The sequence below is a fragment of the Floccifex sp. genome, from assembly GCF_051873555.1.
GTDB lineage: Bacteria > Bacillota_I > Bacilli_A > Erysipelotrichales > Erysipelotrichaceae > Floccifex.
This window is the reverse complement of sequence record NZ_JBJEEY010000024.1, coordinates 1-17,291: the sequence shown is the minus strand read 5'-3', so window position 1 is coordinate 17,291 and position 17,291 is coordinate 1. Positions and strand designations below refer to the sequence as shown.

The window sequence follows — 17,291 nt, the reverse complement described above, 5'->3', positions numbered from 1 at the left end:
GTTGTTTCGTGGGACTTTGTTTAGACAGGAGTTCGATTCTCCTCACCTCCACCAAAAGACTAGAAAGCCTTAATATTAAGGCTTTTTTTAATGTAAAAAAATTAAATTCATAAAAAATTCATAAAATTTACATAAAATAATGATTCAATTTATTTGCAAATAAAAAAATAATTTGAGATATTATACTTGTAAAAAGGAAAAATTAAAAGGTGGATATTATGTTAGAAATCAAGGAACCAAGAGGTGTGTTCAGTTCTGATTTCTGTAAAGGAATTTCTAGTGTTGTTAATTTGTTTGGTGTTTCAAACAAAAATAACTATGATAATGAAATTAGAAAAATCAGAATAAAATATAGTAGTAATTATGCTTATGAAGAATTATCGGAAAATTGGTTTACAGTTGGAAATGTATTAAGAGAGGCTATGGATGAGTACAAAAAAGAAATCACAGGAACAAAAAAAATCAAAAAAAGAAGAAAATAACGAAATCAGTAAACAAGAAAATGAAGAAGTTGAAGCTTTTGAAATATTAGATGAATTGCATGTACCTGAAGAACAGAAAACTGTTTTGAGGAAAGCAATTATTCAAAAGCAGTTTAGTGGACCGTTGCCTCCTATCGAAGAAGCTAGAGGATATGAAGAAATTCTCCCTGGATCTTTTGATAGAATATTAAAAATGGCAGAAACTGTTACGACTAGTAACGCAAAATGCCACGAGGCAGAACTTGAAATAGTTAAAGAAGATATGATAAGAAGTCATGAAGAATCTAAAAGAGGACAATTGATATGTGCAGCAATAATAATTATATCTTTGATATTTGGGTTTATTGGTGTTTTGTTAGATAAAGATTCTTTATGGATAACTGCATTTATAACAGCAGTCTCAACATTTTGTCTTGCATTTGTCTATGGCAAAAATAATCAAGAACATAATAAAGATGAAAAAAAGGATGATTAAATTTCACCCTTTTCTTTTGCTTTATTAATTGTTTCAATCATTGCATTTCGTATAACTTCTGACTGTTTGATGCCTAATATTTTACACGCTTCTTTGAATTCAGCAACAAATTCCTTTTTGTATTTTCCAATAACAGTTGCCATATTCTGTTTTGCCCATTCGTTGATATATTTTGTCTGGTTGAATTTTTCTGACATTTTGCGCCTCCTATAATGGCATAATAATTAAAAGATAAAGTCCATAGATAAGACCAATAAGAATCAGAACATGAACAATAAGTTCTAAAATACTTTTTTTCATTTTAAATTCGATGGAAATATATTATACTATAAATAGAAGAGGAGTGGTGTCCTCTCCTACTGATTGGATTATCCAATCAAGCTCTTTAGCACTAATCGAATTAGAGTAATTAGCGTTCCTAATTCAAGTGCCAGCAGTTCGAGTTGTTTTATGATACGGACTGCTTTTTTTATTTGTTTTTCCATCTCTAACCTCCTTACATATATATTATAACATATTTACATAAATATGAAACATATATTTATATAAATATGTATTTTTTTATGAATATAACTCATTAAGTTTGTTCTTCATATCATTTCTCATTGACCTGTAAACATGAGAATAAGTCTTTCTTAGTTCATTTACAGTATGGCCAAGTCTTTCTGCAATTAATGTATCTTCAATTCTATTCTGGATAAGAAACGTAGCATGGCTATGTCTGAAACCATGTGGAGTAATTCTTTTTACACCACTTTCTATTATGTACTTATCAAGAAATCTTGCTAACTGAGTACGTGATAATGGTCTAATATCACCGAAAACAAAATACTTGAGTGTGAATCCATCTTTTTTCTTTTCCTTCTCAAATCGATTTAAAATGCGTTCTAATAACGTATCCGACAAATCAATTTTTCTTATACTATTGATATTCTTTGGAGTAGTAATTGCATATCCTTTTTGTTTTGTCTTTGAAGTAATTGATTTATTTATTGTTACAATGCCATTCTTAAAATCAATGTCATTCCAAGTCAAAGCAAACAATTCTCCTTCACGTAATCCAGTCTCAAAAAGAAAAGTAAAAACAAGATTCCAGTATTCATTATCAACAAAAGAAATAAACTTCTTAAATTCATCATGTTCCCAAAAATTCTTTTCTTCCTCATTTCTTTTAACTAATTCAGACTGGTTAACATAATCAGATACTTTTCTACAAGGATTATAAGGAATAATATTTAACTGTTCTGCATAACTTAAATAACGAGAAAGTGTACTCTTGGCATGATTAATGGTTCTTGAAGAATAAGGTTTTCCATCAACTGTTTTCTTTTTGATCATTTCCATTTTCCATATTTCAATCATTCCTGGAGTTATTGAAGAAAGCTTTTTATTCGCAAAGAAATCTTTCAGATGATTATTATAATAACTTTCATGACCAATAACTGTAGCTTCTTTAATATTCATAGATGAACTTCTAGCACTAAATAATTTAACAATTTCATCAAAAGTGATGTCTTGATCATTGTTGGATATACCAAGCCTAAATGCCTCTTCAGCATTTTTTGCAGCCTTTACAGTTGAAAAACCACTCTTATAGTAGTTCTTATAAGAACCATCAAACTTCTTATATCTCCCATAATAAGCATAATTACTTCTACCTACTTTCTTTATTGCCATAAAATTCTCCTTCGAAAATATTTATTCAACATCACTTTGAAAAGCTACTGCCTTACCAATTATTGTAATTGTATTTAATTTATCACCAGTTAGAACAATATCTTTATATTTTGGATTCTCGGCTCTTAAAATTACCATACCTTGTTCTTTATAATAAAAAAATCTTTTTAAAGTTGCTTCATCTTCAATTATTACAGCTGCAATTTCTCCGTTATTAACTACATCTTGTTTACGTATAAAAACGATATCTCCATCATTTATCCTAGCATTTATCATAGAGTCACCATGACATTTTAAACAAAAATCAGCTTTGATTTCTGTTCCACAAAGGATATATGATTCTCTTTCTTCATTTGCATATATTGGAACTCCACATGAAATAGATCCTAATAATGGTAATTTTTGCTTTGAAATTTTAAATATATTATTGTAATCATTATATTCATCATCCCATCCCATTAAATATTCAGGTGAACATTGTAGAATTTTAGCCAATGGAGGAATAACATCTATTGGCATTTTATTAATAGATTTTGATTCATATCTTAAGACGGTTGATTTGTTAACACCTAATTCTTTTGCTACATCATCCAATGTTAAATTGAGTTCTAATCTTCTTTTTTTTATTTTGTCTTGAATATCCATATTTATCACCACCTAAATAAAGTATAAAAACAAAATTGCAAAAAAGCAACGATTATCGTTGACATTATGCAACAATAATATATAATTAAATTGAAGTTGCAATAATGCAACATAAGGAGGTCGAATGAAAGTGAATATTAAACTTCTTAAAGAAGAAATAAATAATAAATCATTATCGATTAGTGAACTTTCAAAAATTAGCAATGTTGATAAATCTACTATTTCGAGATTACTTTCAGAAGAGAGAAAGTGTTCAATTAGTACAGCACAGGCTTTAGTAAATGCATTAGACATACCATCAGAAAAAGCAGGGCAAATTTTTTTTGGCAAATAAGTTGCAAATATGCAACACAAAGGAGATAGAACATGACAATTATTGATTATATTGACAGTAAAAATGATGAAGAAAATGATGATTTTATTGATTGCAGCGCATTTGAATGGGTTGAACGAAATCAGGGGAAACGATTTGAACAGAAAAGGATACAGGATGAGATAAATCGGGGGAAAGATTATGTGATTGTATTATTGCTGTTTTTCATAGGATTTATTATCGTTGCAACGCTTTTAAATGAACGATTTGGAATTGAATTTTATTAGGAGGTGATCACATGGCCAAGAAACAGAAAATTGAAGATACTATGAGATATCGAAAAGAGATAGCTCAAAAGGGATGGGCAACAAAAGGAGATATTTGTAAATTTGTCCCTTGTTGCTACCAGAAAGCGACACAGCTTTATGAAGATATCAGACACGATGTAAAGGCAAGTGGTTTCGAAAATTTGTTTGAATGTGTATCTGTTGAACGCCTGTGCAAATACACTGGAATAAAAATAAAAGACATTATGTCTAAATAAATGATTTAGTGGTGGATATTTACGCCATGTATGTCACTATTTTTGTTTAAATTAATCACTTTACTATTCATTGTAACTATCCTCCAATGGCGAAGTGGCATACATGATGTAGATATCCACCTGGGAGATGATTATATGGAAACAGGATACATAAAGCTATATCGGCAGATAACGGACTGGCAATGGTATCAGGATGTTCCAACGTGTCGTTTATTTATTCACATTCTTATCAAGGCAAACCATACTAAAAAAATGTGGTGTGGAAAAGAAATTGATAGAGGTACATTTGTTACTTCTTATTCTTCTTTGTCTTCTGAAACCGGATTGTCTAAACACCAGGTTGAAAGAGCACTTAAAAATCTTTGTAAAACTGGTGAAATTTCAAAGATTTCTTCTTCAGTAAATACGCTGATAATTGTTACAAACTATAACATTTTTCAGGGCTTTGAAACTGAAGAAAAAACAAATGAAGGGGAAACAAACGGGAAACAAACGGGAAGCCAAGGGGAAACGAAGGGGAAACGAAGGGGAACTACTAAGAATGATAAGAATAATAAGAATGAAAGAAATATAAAAGAAATATATAAAGAAAAGATTTCTTCTTTCACTTCAAATGATGAATTAGCAAAATTATTGGAATCATTTGTAGACTTCAGACTTCCAAAGTTTACTTTGAATGCCTTTGAGATAAGTTTGAATAAACTTAAAAAGATTAGCAACAGTGAAGATGAAATGATTGAGATTGTTAAAAACTCGTTGGAACACTGCTGGATGACATTCTATCCGTTAAAAAACAAACAAGAAAACAATCCTGAATGGTATGGAAAGACTGAATCGACAATGCCAGATCAGGAAACAATTGATGAGGCTTTGGCCCTTCAGAAAAAATTGAAAGGAGATAAAAATGAAGTTTAGTGTTTTGAAAAAGGATTTACTCAAAGCTGCAACACAATGTTCAAAAGCAATCGATAAAATACCAAACCTACCAATGTATTCGATGATACTTGTTGAAGTTGATGATTCAAAGCTTACACTCACAGGTTCAAATGGTGTAATGACGATTCGATCAAATGTTGATATTGAAAATTTCAAATGCATCACAAGTGGAAGTATATGTGTTGAATCAAAACATCTTTGTGGATTTGTTTCAAAGATGAATGATGGCTGGATCATGTGTGAATATGCGGATTCTCAGTTTGTGATTTCAACAGACTATGGAAAATTCCATGTGGCATGTGCACAAAAAGAAGAATATCCAAACATTGATTTTGAAATTGCTGATAATGAGCTTGGAATTGATTTTGATGAATTTTGCGATTCGGTATCGTCAACAATCATGTGTACTTATGAAAATCAGCAAAGACCAGTTCTTGGAGGAATCAATATTTCATCGGATTCAGGTAAAGTAACTGTATGTGCTTCAGATTCCAGAAGAGTTCATTTGTATGAATTCTATTCCAATGGAATGGAAAACATGAATATTACGCTTCCAAAAAGAACATGCAATGAGGTCATCAATCTCTTTGATCAGAAAGGTAAAATTTATTTCAATTCCAAAAAGATTCAGTTTGTAAATGAAAATCTGTATTTATCAAGTGGACTGCTCACTGGATCCTATCCAAATGTTGGAAAGCTGGTACCTAAAAATACAAACGATATTGCTATGATGAATTCTTCGGATGTCATTGGAGCAGTTGAAAGAAGCCGGTCAATTCTCAATGAAGACAAAATTCAGATTGTTAAAATTGATTTTGGTGAAGATGTAAGGTTCAGTTCTGTTCAGGTTGGCGTTGCTTCAACAGACGAGGTTTTAAAGAACAGTGAAAAAATTTCGGAAAATTATTTTTCAATCAATATCAATGCAAAACATTTGAAAGACGCTGTCAATGCATTGAATTGCGAGCAGTTCATCCTTGAAAAAAAAGAAGGACTGAATCCAATGGTAATCCGTTCAAAAGGAAATACCAAATTAATCTGTATACTGACTCCAATTCGTGTCTGGGGGTAATGCAATGTTTAAAGATGATTATGAAAAAGTAAAAAACGAAAACATAAAAAAAGTTTGTGATTATCTGGCTTCAAGGGATGACGTAGACAAGGACAAAGAAGGAAAATCAATTGATGAGATGTGGAAATACATCGTTGGAAAGGCAAAAGAAAGATCTGTAAATGGATGTGCTGTTTTAAGTGATGATGAAGTCTATGGTCTTGCGGTTCATTACTACGATGAAGACATAGTGATTGAAGAAACAATTGTTCCTCCAAAAAAAGAAATAAAGAAAAAGAAACCTGATAAAAAAGAAGAACAAAAGGTGGATTCAACATGGGAACAAATAAGTCTGTTCTAGAAAAACTCAGAAGGAAAAAGCTTCCGTATCCAGTGGGAATAGAAAAGTTCATCATTATGCAGATGGATGAAAGAATGTTTACAAATGCTATTAAAAGAAGCTATTTTGTTGATACTCTTTGTATGGTTGAAGGACGCATTGTACAGCGTATATTTGCTTTTAAATTCAATTTTATAAACGATAAATCAAATCCTCATAAAATGGATTTTTATGTCCAGGAAGTATACAGAAGAGTCGAAGGTGAGAAAAAAGCTTTGATTGGTGATGTATATGCTTCATATTGCGGAAAGGAAGTAGAATACCACGAAGGGAATTCACATTTTGACCCATGTGATGATACATATCACTTTTATCCGTTTCATTTCTACGATAAAAAAGAATGGATTAAATTTCTGGATATTCCATACTGTCAGTATTTCAATCCAAAAAATGAATCAGGTCTTAGCTTTTATGAATATATATGTTTGTATCGCAAATATCCGAAGATTGAACTTCTTGTTAAAGCGGACCTTTCACATTTTATAAGTCATATTCACTATCTTGATACATCGCAAAAATATCTTGAGGATATCTTCAAAGTTGACAAAAAGTTTGTTCCAATGCTCAAGGACATGAACTTTCAGAATCTGATGCACTGCAGAAAATATCCATGGGTTGAAACATTTGATGAACTAAGAAAGATTGATATGATTTACTATCTGCATCTGAACAACATAAAAAAATATCTAAACAGAAAAATGATGGATTATATGGAAAATCACCGCTTGGAACATGGATTATATGATGATTATCTTGGATTCTGTGAAAAGCTGAAGGCAAACATGAAAAGCAACAAAATACTTTATCCAGAAGAGCTTCACAGTGCACATGATGAAGCCGCAAAACAGATCAAGATAATAAAGGATGAAGTTACAAAAATAGGTTTCAAATTGAACTATGAAGAACACCAAAAACTTATTTATCACGATGATGGATTTATGATACGTCCTGTATATGATCCGGATGAACTGGTTGTTGAATCCGAAAAACTTCATCATTGTGTTCGTACATATACAGATAGAGTCGCTACATGTGAAACAGAAATTATGTTTGTTCGTAAAGAAAATGAACCGGAAGAACCTTTATATACACTTGAACTGAAAGGGAAACGAATCATCCAGTTCAGAGCAGACCACAATAAAGAACCAGAAAAAGAAGCAATTGATTTTATAAACAAATGGGCAGTTAAAAACAAACTGGAAAATACATATTAGGAGAAACATGGAAAAAGAGTTTTTGAATAGCATAATTGATGATTTTATAGCATTCGAAACAGAAAATGAAAAAGCAGACAATACGATAATTCTTTACAGGCGTGTCGTTAAAATGTTTGTTGATTATTTCAGTGGAAATGAAATAACAAAGATGGATATTATTTCCTTCAAAAAGATGCTCGAAAAAAAATACAGTCCATCAACCGTTAAAAACCACATAACGATTGTAAATAAATTCATCAAATTTGCGGAAATAATGGAGAACGGAGATGATCCATATGAAATTCGAACTCACAATTCTAAGATGACTCTTAAAAACATAAAGATACAGCAGGTTGCATCTTTAGATAATGTGATTGAAGCATCTGATTATAAACGCATGATACGTAAGGCAAAGGAACTTGGAATGATGGACATGTATCTGATCATGAAGATATTTGCACATACTGGAATACGTGTATCGGAGCTTCAATTCTTTACAGTTGAAAATGTAAAGAAAAACTATATTACAGTAAACAACAAAGGAAAAATTAGAGAAATAATTTTGATTGGTGAACTTAAAAGAGAAATTTTGTCTTATTGCAGGAGTAACAAAATAAAGGAAGGAAAGATATTCAATCTTTCATATTACACAATCTATTATCGAATGAAAAAGATTGCTGGCAAATGCAGGGGAATAAAACTTGATAAGGTCCATCCTCATTCATTCCGTCATCTGTTTGCGATTAACTATCTTGAAAGTGGCGGCCAGGTAACAGATCTGATGGATATACTTGGACATAATTCGATACAGACAACAAGCCTTTATACAAGAACAACAAACAAGACAAAAAAGAACCAGTTGGAAAAGATGAAGTATTAGGAGAATTGTATGGCAGAAAAATGGACAAGAGATGAAGATGAGTTATTGATTCTATTTCAGTCAAATGGATTGACTTCAAAAAAAATTTACGAAAAATTCGGGAACAGATTCAATAATCGTTCACAAAGAGCAATTGAAAACAGGATCCTATATTTGAATGCACCTCTTGAAGAAAGAAAAAAATATGATGAGGATACTGGTGACATGGATAGAATGATTGGAACCGTTGAAAAATCAGCACAGATGATTTGCAATCGTCTGGATACATCTATTACACGTATTAATAATCTGAATGAAGTGATTCGTATTCTTATTGAAGAGATCCAGTCACTAAAAAAGCAGGAGCAGAGATATGCGGAAGAAATGAAGGCACTTCTTTCTGAAATGAATTCAAATACAGGCATCATTAAAAATGAAATAAAAAAATATAGAAGATAGAAAAAATTGGTGTCAGAAATCATAAAAAGTTTTTTCTCAATAAATATTGCATGAAATGCAGTGTTTTAGATAGATATTGAAAGGTTTTAAAAATCAAAAATAATGTAGGGTTATTTTAAGTAAAAAAAGAGGTCAAAAATGACAAATTTAGAAGCTTATAAAAGGGTAATTTCATTTGGATTTATATGTATTAACTGCAGTTGCTGCAGAATAATGAATGGCAAAGATTTCTGTACAGACTATGCTAAATGTCCAAGTACAGAAAGCATATTGGATTGGCTGGCAAGTGATTATGTAGATGAAAGAGGATAATCATGGAATATACAAAATTAAAATACGATAAATTCAAAAATTATCTATTTAGTTGTAATGAAAAAGAAAATTCAATGCATTATGTATTTAAATTTGATAACGGATATGGAGCCAGTGTAATAAAAAATTTATGTAGTTATGGTAATGAATATGATTTGTATGAATTGGCAGTTATTCGTTTTACAAGTGATGATTTATGGGAATTATGTTATCAAACAGGAATAACGAGTGATGTAATAGGGTATTTAAATAACGATGAAATACTATCGTTGCTGGAAGGAATAAAAATTTTATAGGTGAAAGAAAATGATTAATAGAGTGGTACTTGTAGGAAGATTAACAAGAGATCCAGAACTAAAAAAGACACCAAGCGGCGCTAGCGTGTGTACATATACAATTGCGGTAAATCGTAATAGAAATGTAGATGGACAGCCTGATGCTGATTTTATAAGTTGTGAAACATGGAATAGACAGGCAGAAAACATGGTCCAGTATCTTCATAAAGGTTCTCTCATTGGAATTGAAGGAAGAATAAATACAAGAACTTATAATACGAATAATGGACAGAAAGTATATTCAACTTATGTTGTTACGGATCAAATACAGTTTTTAGAAAGTAAAAATAAAAACAATGGAAATAGTCAAATTGAAATAAGCGATGATGATTTGCCTTATTAAGAGGAAATAAAATGGCAGCAAATGAAAAGAAACTGTATGCGATATATGACCATGAAGGAATATTGGCATTTCTTGGATGGTCTGATGAATGTATGAAATACCTGGACATGACAAAAGGTTCATTCTATTGCTTCGTGACAAGATGTGCAAAGAAAAAGGACCTTAAATCATATAAAGGACATTATCACATTGAAGTTGTAGGAAATATGGAAGATTTCTAGAAAGGAAACAAAATGGATGAATTAAAACAAGGGCAAATGGTTTCAATAAAGATTGGAAACCATATTGAAAAAGGAAAAGTTGTTGGAGTCATGGGTGACTATGCAACTGTATCAATTAAATCACTTGGAAAGCAAATCACAACAACAATTAAAGATTTAATTCCAGTGGATGAAGAAACACGTGGAAGAAAGCCAAAAATAGTTGAGTATAGCGGCCATAGAGGTGATGAATTGGAAGAATTCAGAAAATCACTTAATATTTCAAAAAAGAAATTCTATGTAGATATTTGTAAGATTCCTTCTGGTTCATATGTGAAAATGGTAAGCATGGACAACATCACAAAGCCGATGTGGGAAAAACTTGTAAAAGGTAAAGAATTCATTGAATCACTGGATGAAAATGAAATTGAAGTATATAGATTTAAAGAGCCAAAATCAATAAGACTAAATTGGTCAAATGAAGTAAATGAAAAAGAAAAAAAAGATGAAATTATAGAACAGCAAAATCAATTAGAAAGTGAGAATTATGAAATGGATACAAAACAGACATGGTTACAACGATATAAAGAATTTATGAAGTCATTGAGCATGAAAGAAACATTGGATTTCTTCGATCAGGTAAATGAAGACAAAGAAGGATTGGAAAAAGCATTTAATGAACTCAAAGAATCTATTATTTAGTTTGCTTATCACATTGATTTTGTTTGTACTTATATTTTGTATGATTATGCCAATGCCAGTCACAAGACAAACTAATGAGCCAGATATTATTAAGAATGGAAGATATTATTTTGATTAGGAGATGATTTATCATGACAAAAGACAAAGATAGAGTTACACAATTAATAAACGACTTTAAGTCGTGTAAATATTGCTGTAAGAGAATAATAGAACTCAATCTAAGACTTGAAGAAATGAATCATAAAATTCTAGGCATATCACATGGAAGTCATAAATTATCTTCTGATCAGGAAAAGTCAATGCTTCCAATGCCGACATACAATAGATATTACACATCACCATTGGCCATGCTATACGAAATTGAAATGATAGAAGATGAAGTAAATTATTATCAAAGAAGAATAATGGAATGCAAGCCAATTGAACTATTGGATATGAAGGACCAGAATATTTTATTTGATTTGTATATATTTAGATTTGATCCGTATGAAATTGCAGAAAAATATGGGTATTCAAAACGTGGTTTATACAAACATATACGAGATGAATTATCAAAAATTATCTGAAAATATATAAAGAGTTCCCTAGTGAACTACTTTTTCGTGCTAATATGATATCGTCAATAATTATCAAAGAAATAGTTGTTGGTTGGAATCATCTCCTTTCTACGTGGATGTCATAAGTATGGCATCCTTTTGTTTTGTGGAGGAACTATGGCAAACAATAGAGGAATGGAACGATATGGAGTACATAGACAGGCTTTTGAAAAAGCCAAGAAGCGTATTCTAAAAGAACAATGTATATGTGGAATCTGTGGAAAGCCGGTGGATAAGACAATTAAATATCCCCACCCCATGTCTGCTACGATTGACCATATAATACCGATAGATAGAGGTGGTCACCCAAGTGACATTAATAATCTTCAGCTTGCTCACTTCAAATGCAATAGACAAAAGGCAGATAAGATTCCAGGTATTTATAAAGTTGAAGATGACCTGGAGGTAGGGAACAGAGTTCTTCCTTTAGCAATGGACTGGAGGACATACAGGTCATAGATGATGCATCATTCAAATTTAAAATTGAATGGTATATAAAATAATATTTTTTATCTTTTTTTTGATTTCAACTTAAAAAAAATTGGGGGCTATGTGACCCTTTCAATGTCACAAAGCGACCTCCCCTTGTCACTGTACAAATATCTCGCAGATATCGTGTTTTAGAAAAAGAAAGGATTAGCATGCAGGAATTATTAGGTATAGAAAAATTAAAGAATAAACTGGCCAGAAAGAAAATAAGAGTGAATTTAAGATATGAATTCTATGATCAGAAATACAAGCCAGATGACAATGGTATTTCAACACCACAGACAAATGCATTTCGAATTGATCCAGTTGTTGGATGGTGTACAAAATCAGTAGATGCCATTGCGGATAGATTAAGCTTTAAAGGATTCAAGAACGATAATTTTGATTTGATGGATATTTTTAAAATGAATAATCCAGATACTTTGTTTGATTCTGCGATTTTATCTGCATTGATTAGCAGCTGCTGTTTTATTTATATTTCAAAAGATGAAGATGGATATCCACTTCTACAGGTAATTGATGGAGCCAATGCGACTGGTGTAATGGACGTTAAAACAGGAATGTTAAATGAAGGATATGCAATTCTTGATACAGACGAAAATGGTAAACCAACAATTGAAGCCTATTTTACTTCAACCTATACGGAATATTATGAAAAAGGAAAAGAACCATATACGATTGATAATCCGTCTGGATATCCTTTACTGGTACCAATTGTATATAAACCAAGTGATAAAAGACCTTTTGGACATTCTCGAATCACTCGATCCAGTATGGATATTGTCCAAAATGCATGCAAAACGATTCGTAGAGCTGAAATTAGTTCTGAATTTTATTCATTCCCTCAAAAATTCATTGTCGGACTATCAAATGATGCGGAAGGATTTGATAAATTTAAAGCAACAATGTCATCACTACTCCAGATCAATAAAGATGAAGACGGAGATAAGCCAACTCTAGGACAATTTTCACAGCAAAGCATGGCTCCTCATTTAGATCAGTTTCAACTTTATGTAAAACAGTTCTGTGGAGAAAGCGGATTGACTTCAGATGATTTGGGATTTGTTTCTGATAATCCATCAAGTGCCGAAGCCATTAAGGCAAGTCACGAATCATTAAAACTGGTCGCAAGAAAAGCACAGAAAACATTTGGTAGAGGATTTTTAAATACTGGATTTGTCGCAAGATGTTTAATGGATGAATATAAATATAAAAGAAATGTTTTATATATGACGGAACCTGAATGGTATCCAATCTTTGAACCAGATGCATCAATGCTTTCAAGTATTGGAGACGGTGCAATTAAATTGAATCAGGCGGTACCAGGATATATGAACAAAGACAATCTTGAAGAATTAACAGGATTTCCTTCCAGTCAATTAGATCCAATTGAAAGTGGTGAACAATAATGGAAGATATTGTTCCTGGATTATATAAGAAAATAAAAAGTGAATTTGACTCATGTATTAAAAAAGATATTGAAATACAGGAAATATTAAAAGGAAAAAACAAAGAGGCATCATTTGAAGATGTCTCTTTTCTTTCGGGAAGAATTGGAAGATATGCATCTAAATGCCTTTTAAAGTATATCAATAAAGAAACAATGCCAGATGGAAAACTATACTGGAACGTTTTATCAAGAACAGTCATTCCAATCATGAAGGAAGCACATAAAATAATCAATGATTTGGCCATTACTGTTCAATTGCTTCATGATAATAAACAAAATATTGGAATCAGTCCCATAAGAACAAAATTCAATCAGGAAAGAATTGAATCAATCATTAATAAATTAATGGCACTTCAAGATGAGGTTATAAAAAATGAACAGGGATGAATTTTGGAATCAAGTCGATGAAGTAATGAAACGTTCCATAGAAAATTCAACAAGAAGTATTTTTGATGAATATATCAAACAGAATGCAGCTAATAGAGCATCTGTTGGAATTACTGCCAAGATTGTTAGAAAAATGCATTCAGAAACATGTGAATGGTGTAGAGCATTGGCTGGTGTATATATTTATGGCCAAGAACCGCATGAAGTATATCAGAGACATGATAACTGTGATTGTACTGTTGAATATTTTTGTGAAAAAGGTAGACAAAATGTTTGGGAAAGTGATACTGTTTACATAGAAGAGAATGAGTACAAGAAAAAAGAAAGAATAGCTTTTATGATGGCGGAAGGAATAGACAAAAAAGCCTATTATAAAAGAATTAATGATAATTATTTTGAAGGAAAGTATAATCTAAATAATAAAAATCAAAGAAACAAATTAATTCAAAAGATTGATAAAAATTTTGATTTATTTCCAAATAGAGATATCAAAATTATTAAAGAAAATAGTAATTTTGTGATAAATCCAAATAAAATAGTTAATTATTTATTGAAACCTAGTTCTGATCATTTTCGTGATTTCGTAAGAGTAGGGTACAAACCAAATGATTATTCTTCTTTGTTTAACGATATAGCCATGGGATTTGACATAAACAAATCTAATAATTCAGGAGTAGATAAATTGATAATTCCTATGGAATTAGGAGTTACGAAAAAAGAGAATTTTTACACTGTATGGAAAAAAGATTTAAATGGAATATTGATGTTTATTACGGCTTATATTAAAAATAGATAGGAGTGATTAAATTATGAAGTTTGAATTGTTTGATAAAGTTTTGATAAAAAATCTAAATGTTATTGGCACTGTTGTTGATGTTGATGAAGAATCTGATAATTTGATAGTTGAAGACTGTAGTTATTATCATGAAAATGAAATTCTACCTTATCCTTTGTATGATTGTAAGTCATCTGATTTAGAAATGATAAAGAAAGATAATAAGTAATACATAATGGCAAAAGATGATTATTATGTAATTGTATATAAAATATTGGCTTATCTTTATATGCAATTAAAAAATGGAGAAAATATAAATCCTGATTTTATAAAAAATGATGGTTTTCTCTTTAAAATAAATGAAAGATACTGGAATTATGTTATCGTTCATCTGTTGAAAGATGAATATATAGAAGGAGTAACAGTTACTAAAGCATTTGGTAATGAAGTTATTATTTCAGATTTAGAAAACTGTCAGATTACACCAAAAGGAATTGATTATTTATGTAATAATTCCTTGTTTGAAAAAGCAAAATGCTTTTTAAAAGAAATTAAAGATATAACACCATTCGTTTAGAATGGTTTTTTTGTATGGTGTGTATACCCAAGTGGTCAAGGGAACGGATTGTGGCTCCGTTATCATGGGTTCGAATCCCATTACGCACCCCAATGTAGTATATACAAGTATTAACTTGTTTATATAGGAGGGTGGCAATGGCGGAAAAAAGAAAAGGCCGTCAAACTCCCACTCTAGCTTATATACTTCCTTATACCGATACAAAAGGAAAAGAAGCAGTTGATCTGTATAATTCAACCGGGCAGAAAATGCAGGAATGGCAGGAGCTTCTGATATATGATATCGAAGCGACCAATGAAGATGGTTTATGGACTCATACAAAAATAGGTGGTTCAATTCCAAGACGAAATGGAAAAGGAGAAGTTATTGCGGATCGTGAACTGGATGGTATCATCAATCGAAATGAACAGATACTTCATACAGCACATTTAACTTCAACTTCTTCTGCAGCTTCAAAAAGACTTGCAAGATTGCTTAAACTAGCTGGTTATGAAGAAATAATACGTGTTAGAAAAGATATTAAGTATGAAAAGGCGTTTTCTTATTCCAAACAGTATGGATTAGAAAAAATCACCATTCTGGGAGTTGAAGATGGCGGTTCATGTTCTTTTCGTACACGTACTTCAGCCGGTGGTCTTGGAGAAGGATTTGATACACTTATTATTGACGAGGCCCAGGAATATACCACAGAACAGGAATCAACACTTCAATATACGGTTTCACAGTCAAAGAATCCACAGATTATTTATTTTGGTACTCCGAATACAGCAATATCAAAGGGTACAGTATTCAATGACTATAGAAATGATGTATTGAAAGGTAAAACTGAAGATTGTGGATGGTTTGAATGGTCAGTCCAGAAACAATCAGATGTGAATGACATTGATCTTTGGTATGAAACAAATCCAGGGCTTGGATATCATCTATCAGAGAGAAACATACGATCCGAAAATAAAAAGGATATTATTGATTATAATATCCAACGTTTAGGATGGTGGCCAACTTTCAGTCAGGATTCAGAAGTAACAGAAGAAGAATGGAATAGTTTAAAAGTAAATAAACTACCTAAGTTTGAAGGAAAACTGTTTGTTGGAATCAAATATGGTAAGAGCAGCGGAAACGTTGCTCTTTCTATTGCTGTGAAAACAAAAGACGGAAACATATATGTTGAATGCATTGACTGTCGGGAAATAAGAGAAGGAAATGATTGGATCATAAATTTTTTGAAATCAGCAGATATTCAAAAAACGGTTATAGACGGTAAAAATGGTCAGGTCATCATAAGAGATGAATTATTAGATGCAAGGATTCGTAATTATTCTTTTCCTAAAGTTGAGGAAGTAATAGAAGCATATGCCACATTTGAAAAAAGCATTGCGGGTCAAACATTAAGGCATGGCCATCAGCCATCTGTTTTTAATGTAGTGACAAACATTGAAAAAAGAGCAATCGGAACAAATGGTGGATTTGGTTACAACTGTATCAAAGATGGGTGTGATATATCTATCCTTGATTCAATTGTATTGGCTTACTGGGCGTGTGCCAAATCCAAGAAAACACGTTCTAAACAAAGGGTTAGTTGCTAGAGATAGTGGCTATAAATTACGCAACCAGGCGGTTAAATGGGAGGTTTGACAAATGTCAGAAAGTTTTAAAATTATTGAAACACAGGAACAATTCGATGCAATGGTAAAAGACAGATTGGAACGTGCTAGAGAATCTGTCAGAAAAGAGTATCAGGACTATGAATCATTGAAAGAAAAGGTAAATGGGTTTCAAAAAGAAAAGGAATCTTATGAAACTAAGATTGCTTCTCTAACAAAATCGAATGAGGAAATAACTGGAAAATATAAAGCACTCGAGACCGACTCGTTAAAAGTGAAAATTGCTTTAGAAAATGGAATTCCTTTTGAAATGGCTAATAGATTAAGTGGAACAGATGTTGAATCCATTACAAATGATGCAAAACTTTTATCTGGTTTTGTTTCTAAAACACATCAACAGCCTAGAAGAAATCCAGAAGCCGGGTCCAGTGATGATGCTTATTCGAGCATGATTAAGAAAATTAAAAAATAGGAGGAAATTATG

The 17,291-nt window shown here is 31.5% G+C and carries 28 protein-coding genes and 1 tRNA gene; 26 read left to right on the top strand and 3 right to left on the bottom strand.

The genetic code is table 11. From position 1 onward, the window contains the following. The first annotated feature begins 218 nt into the window (after positions 1-218). Together ACI32A_RS01695 and ACI32A_RS01690 are read left to right on the top strand one after the other, a co-directional pair. The gene (locus ACI32A_RS01695; RefSeq protein ID WP_439753288.1) at positions 219-482 is read left to right on the top strand and encodes a hypothetical protein; all 264 of its coding nucleotides are present in this window, start codon (positions 219-221) and stop codon (positions 480-482) included. Further along, positions 427-957, top strand: a complete 531-nt coding sequence (locus ACI32A_RS01690; RefSeq protein WP_439753287.1) for a hypothetical protein — start codon at positions 427-429, stop codon at positions 955-957. Before ACI32A_RS01695 ends, ACI32A_RS01690 begins: the two co-directional genes overlap by 56 nt. Here the strand turns inward: ACI32A_RS01690 and ACI32A_RS01685 are convergent. From ACI32A_RS01685 to ACI32A_RS01675, 3 genes are all read right to left on the bottom strand, one after another. After that, a complete protein-coding gene (locus ACI32A_RS01685) occupies positions 954-1,154 on the bottom strand; it encodes a hypothetical protein (protein ID WP_439753286.1) in 201 nt (66 codons plus the stop codon). The two genes, ACI32A_RS01690 and ACI32A_RS01685, sit on opposite strands and share 4 nt — an antisense overlap. A gap of 364 nt (positions 1,155-1,518) precedes the next feature. Continuing rightward, positions 1,519-2,634, bottom strand: a complete 1,116-nt coding sequence (locus tag ACI32A_RS01680; protein WP_439753285.1) for a tyrosine-type recombinase/integrase — start codon at positions 2,632-2,634, stop codon at positions 1,519-1,521. A gap of 21 nt (positions 2,635-2,655) precedes the next feature. Further along, positions 2,656-3,279 (bottom strand): LexA family protein, encoded by a 624-nt coding sequence (locus ACI32A_RS01675; RefSeq protein ID WP_439753284.1) that lies wholly within the window; start codon positions 3,277-3,279, stop codon positions 2,656-2,658. Between the two features lie 124 nt (positions 3,280-3,403). On the opposite strand from ACI32A_RS01675, the gene ACI32A_RS01670 reads away from it, so the two are divergent. From ACI32A_RS01670 to ACI32A_RS01555, 24 genes are all read left to right on the top strand, one after another. Then, on the top strand, positions 3,404-3,613 hold the full coding sequence (locus ACI32A_RS01670; RefSeq protein WP_439753283.1) for a helix-turn-helix domain-containing protein: 210 nt from the start codon (positions 3,404-3,406) through the stop codon (positions 3,611-3,613). Positions 3,614-3,645: 32 nt separating this feature from the next. Beyond that, entirely contained in the window at positions 3,646-3,879 is a 234-nt protein-coding gene (locus tag ACI32A_RS01665; RefSeq protein ID WP_439753282.1) for a hypothetical protein, read from the top strand. 11 nt (positions 3,880-3,890) lie between these two features. Further along, positions 3,891-4,136, top strand: a complete 246-nt coding sequence (locus ACI32A_RS01660; protein WP_439753281.1) for a hypothetical protein — start codon at positions 3,891-3,893, stop codon at positions 4,134-4,136. A 135-nt stretch (positions 4,137-4,271) separates the two neighbouring features. Next, complete coding sequence (locus ACI32A_RS01655) at positions 4,272-5,051, top strand: hypothetical protein (protein ID WP_439753280.1); 780 nt, start codon at positions 4,272-4,274, stop codon at positions 5,049-5,051. Next, a complete protein-coding gene (gene dnaN, locus ACI32A_RS01650; protein ID WP_439753279.1) occupies positions 5,041-6,144 on the top strand; it encodes a DNA polymerase III subunit beta in 1,104 nt (367 codons plus the stop codon). Before ACI32A_RS01655 ends, dnaN begins: the two co-directional genes overlap by 11 nt. A gap of 4 nt (positions 6,145-6,148) precedes the next feature. Next, positions 6,149-6,484, top strand: coding sequence for a Cas9 inhibitor AcrIIA9 family protein (locus tag ACI32A_RS01645; protein ID WP_439753278.1), 336 nt, complete (start codon positions 6,149-6,151; stop codon positions 6,482-6,484). Continuing rightward, positions 6,460-7,737, top strand: a complete 1,278-nt coding sequence (locus tag ACI32A_RS01640; RefSeq protein WP_439753277.1) for a PcfJ domain-containing protein — start codon at positions 6,460-6,462, stop codon at positions 7,735-7,737. The genes ACI32A_RS01645 and ACI32A_RS01640 overlap by 25 nt, the downstream gene beginning before the upstream one ends. A 7-nt stretch (positions 7,738-7,744) precedes the next feature. Further along, positions 7,745-8,599: a tyrosine-type recombinase/integrase gene (locus ACI32A_RS01635; protein WP_439753276.1), complete on the top strand. Its 855-nt coding sequence runs from the start codon at positions 7,745-7,747 to the stop codon at positions 8,597-8,599. Positions 8,600-8,608: 9 nt separating this feature from the next. Next, positions 8,609-9,037 (top strand): hypothetical protein, encoded by a 429-nt coding sequence (locus ACI32A_RS01630; RefSeq protein ID WP_439753275.1) that lies wholly within the window; start codon positions 8,609-8,611, stop codon positions 9,035-9,037. Positions 9,038-9,175: 138 nt separating this feature from the next. Continuing rightward, the gene (locus ACI32A_RS01625) at positions 9,176-9,349 is read left to right on the top strand and encodes a hypothetical protein (RefSeq protein WP_439753274.1); all 174 of its coding nucleotides are present in this window, start codon (positions 9,176-9,178) and stop codon (positions 9,347-9,349) included. Positions 9,350-9,351: 2 nt separating this feature from the next. Next, positions 9,352-9,645, top strand: coding sequence for a hypothetical protein (locus ACI32A_RS01620; RefSeq protein WP_439753273.1), 294 nt, complete (start codon positions 9,352-9,354; stop codon positions 9,643-9,645). 10 nt (positions 9,646-9,655) lie between these two features. Next, positions 9,656-10,027, top strand: a complete 372-nt coding sequence (locus ACI32A_RS01615; protein ID WP_439753272.1) for a single-stranded DNA-binding protein — start codon at positions 9,656-9,658, stop codon at positions 10,025-10,027. 11 nt (positions 10,028-10,038) lie between these two features. After that, positions 10,039-10,248 carry a hypothetical protein gene (locus tag ACI32A_RS01610; RefSeq protein WP_439753271.1) on the top strand — a complete coding sequence of 70 codons (210 nt, stop codon included), beginning with the start codon at positions 10,039-10,041 and terminating at the stop codon, positions 10,246-10,248. Positions 10,249-10,260: 12 nt separating this feature from the next. Next, positions 10,261-10,929 (top strand): hypothetical protein, encoded by a 669-nt coding sequence (locus ACI32A_RS01605; RefSeq protein WP_439753270.1) that lies wholly within the window; start codon positions 10,261-10,263, stop codon positions 10,927-10,929. 131 nt (positions 10,930-11,060) lie between these two features. Then, positions 11,061-11,495 carry a hypothetical protein gene (locus ACI32A_RS01600; protein ID WP_439753269.1) on the top strand — a complete coding sequence of 145 codons (435 nt, stop codon included), beginning with the start codon at positions 11,061-11,063 and terminating at the stop codon, positions 11,493-11,495. 147 nt (positions 11,496-11,642) lie between these two features. Further along, positions 11,643-11,984, top strand: coding sequence for an HNH endonuclease (locus tag ACI32A_RS01595; RefSeq protein ID WP_439753268.1), 342 nt, complete (start codon positions 11,643-11,645; stop codon positions 11,982-11,984). 182 nt (positions 11,985-12,166) lie between these two features. After that, entirely contained in the window at positions 12,167-13,423 is a 1,257-nt protein-coding gene (locus ACI32A_RS01590) for a phage portal protein (RefSeq protein ID WP_439753267.1), read from the top strand. After that, positions 13,423-13,851, top strand: a complete 429-nt coding sequence (locus tag ACI32A_RS01585) for a hypothetical protein (protein WP_439753266.1) — start codon at positions 13,423-13,425, stop codon at positions 13,849-13,851. Before ACI32A_RS01590 ends, ACI32A_RS01585 begins: the two co-directional genes overlap by 1 nt. Continuing rightward, positions 13,838-14,647: a hypothetical protein gene (locus tag ACI32A_RS01580; RefSeq protein ID WP_439753265.1), complete on the top strand. Its 810-nt coding sequence runs from the start codon at positions 13,838-13,840 to the stop codon at positions 14,645-14,647. Before ACI32A_RS01585 ends, ACI32A_RS01580 begins: the two co-directional genes overlap by 14 nt. Before the next feature lie 13 nt (positions 14,648-14,660). Then, complete coding sequence (locus tag ACI32A_RS01575; RefSeq protein ID WP_439753264.1) at positions 14,661-14,855, top strand: hypothetical protein; 195 nt, start codon at positions 14,661-14,663, stop codon at positions 14,853-14,855. Between the two features lie 6 nt (positions 14,856-14,861). Continuing rightward, entirely contained in the window at positions 14,862-15,203 is a 342-nt protein-coding gene (locus ACI32A_RS01570; protein WP_439753263.1) for a YjcQ family protein, read from the top strand. A 17-nt stretch (positions 15,204-15,220) separates the two neighbouring features. Beyond that, positions 15,221-15,295 (top strand) — tRNA-His (locus ACI32A_RS01565). Between the two features lie 45 nt (positions 15,296-15,340). Then, positions 15,341-16,789 (top strand): terminase, encoded by a 1,449-nt coding sequence (locus ACI32A_RS01560; protein WP_439753262.1) that lies wholly within the window; start codon positions 15,341-15,343, stop codon positions 16,787-16,789. 52 nt (positions 16,790-16,841) lie between these two features. Continuing rightward, a complete protein-coding gene (locus ACI32A_RS01555; protein WP_439753261.1) occupies positions 16,842-17,279 on the top strand; it encodes a capsid assembly scaffolding protein Gp46 family protein in 438 nt (145 codons plus the stop codon). Positions 17,280-17,291 lie beyond the last annotated feature (12 nt).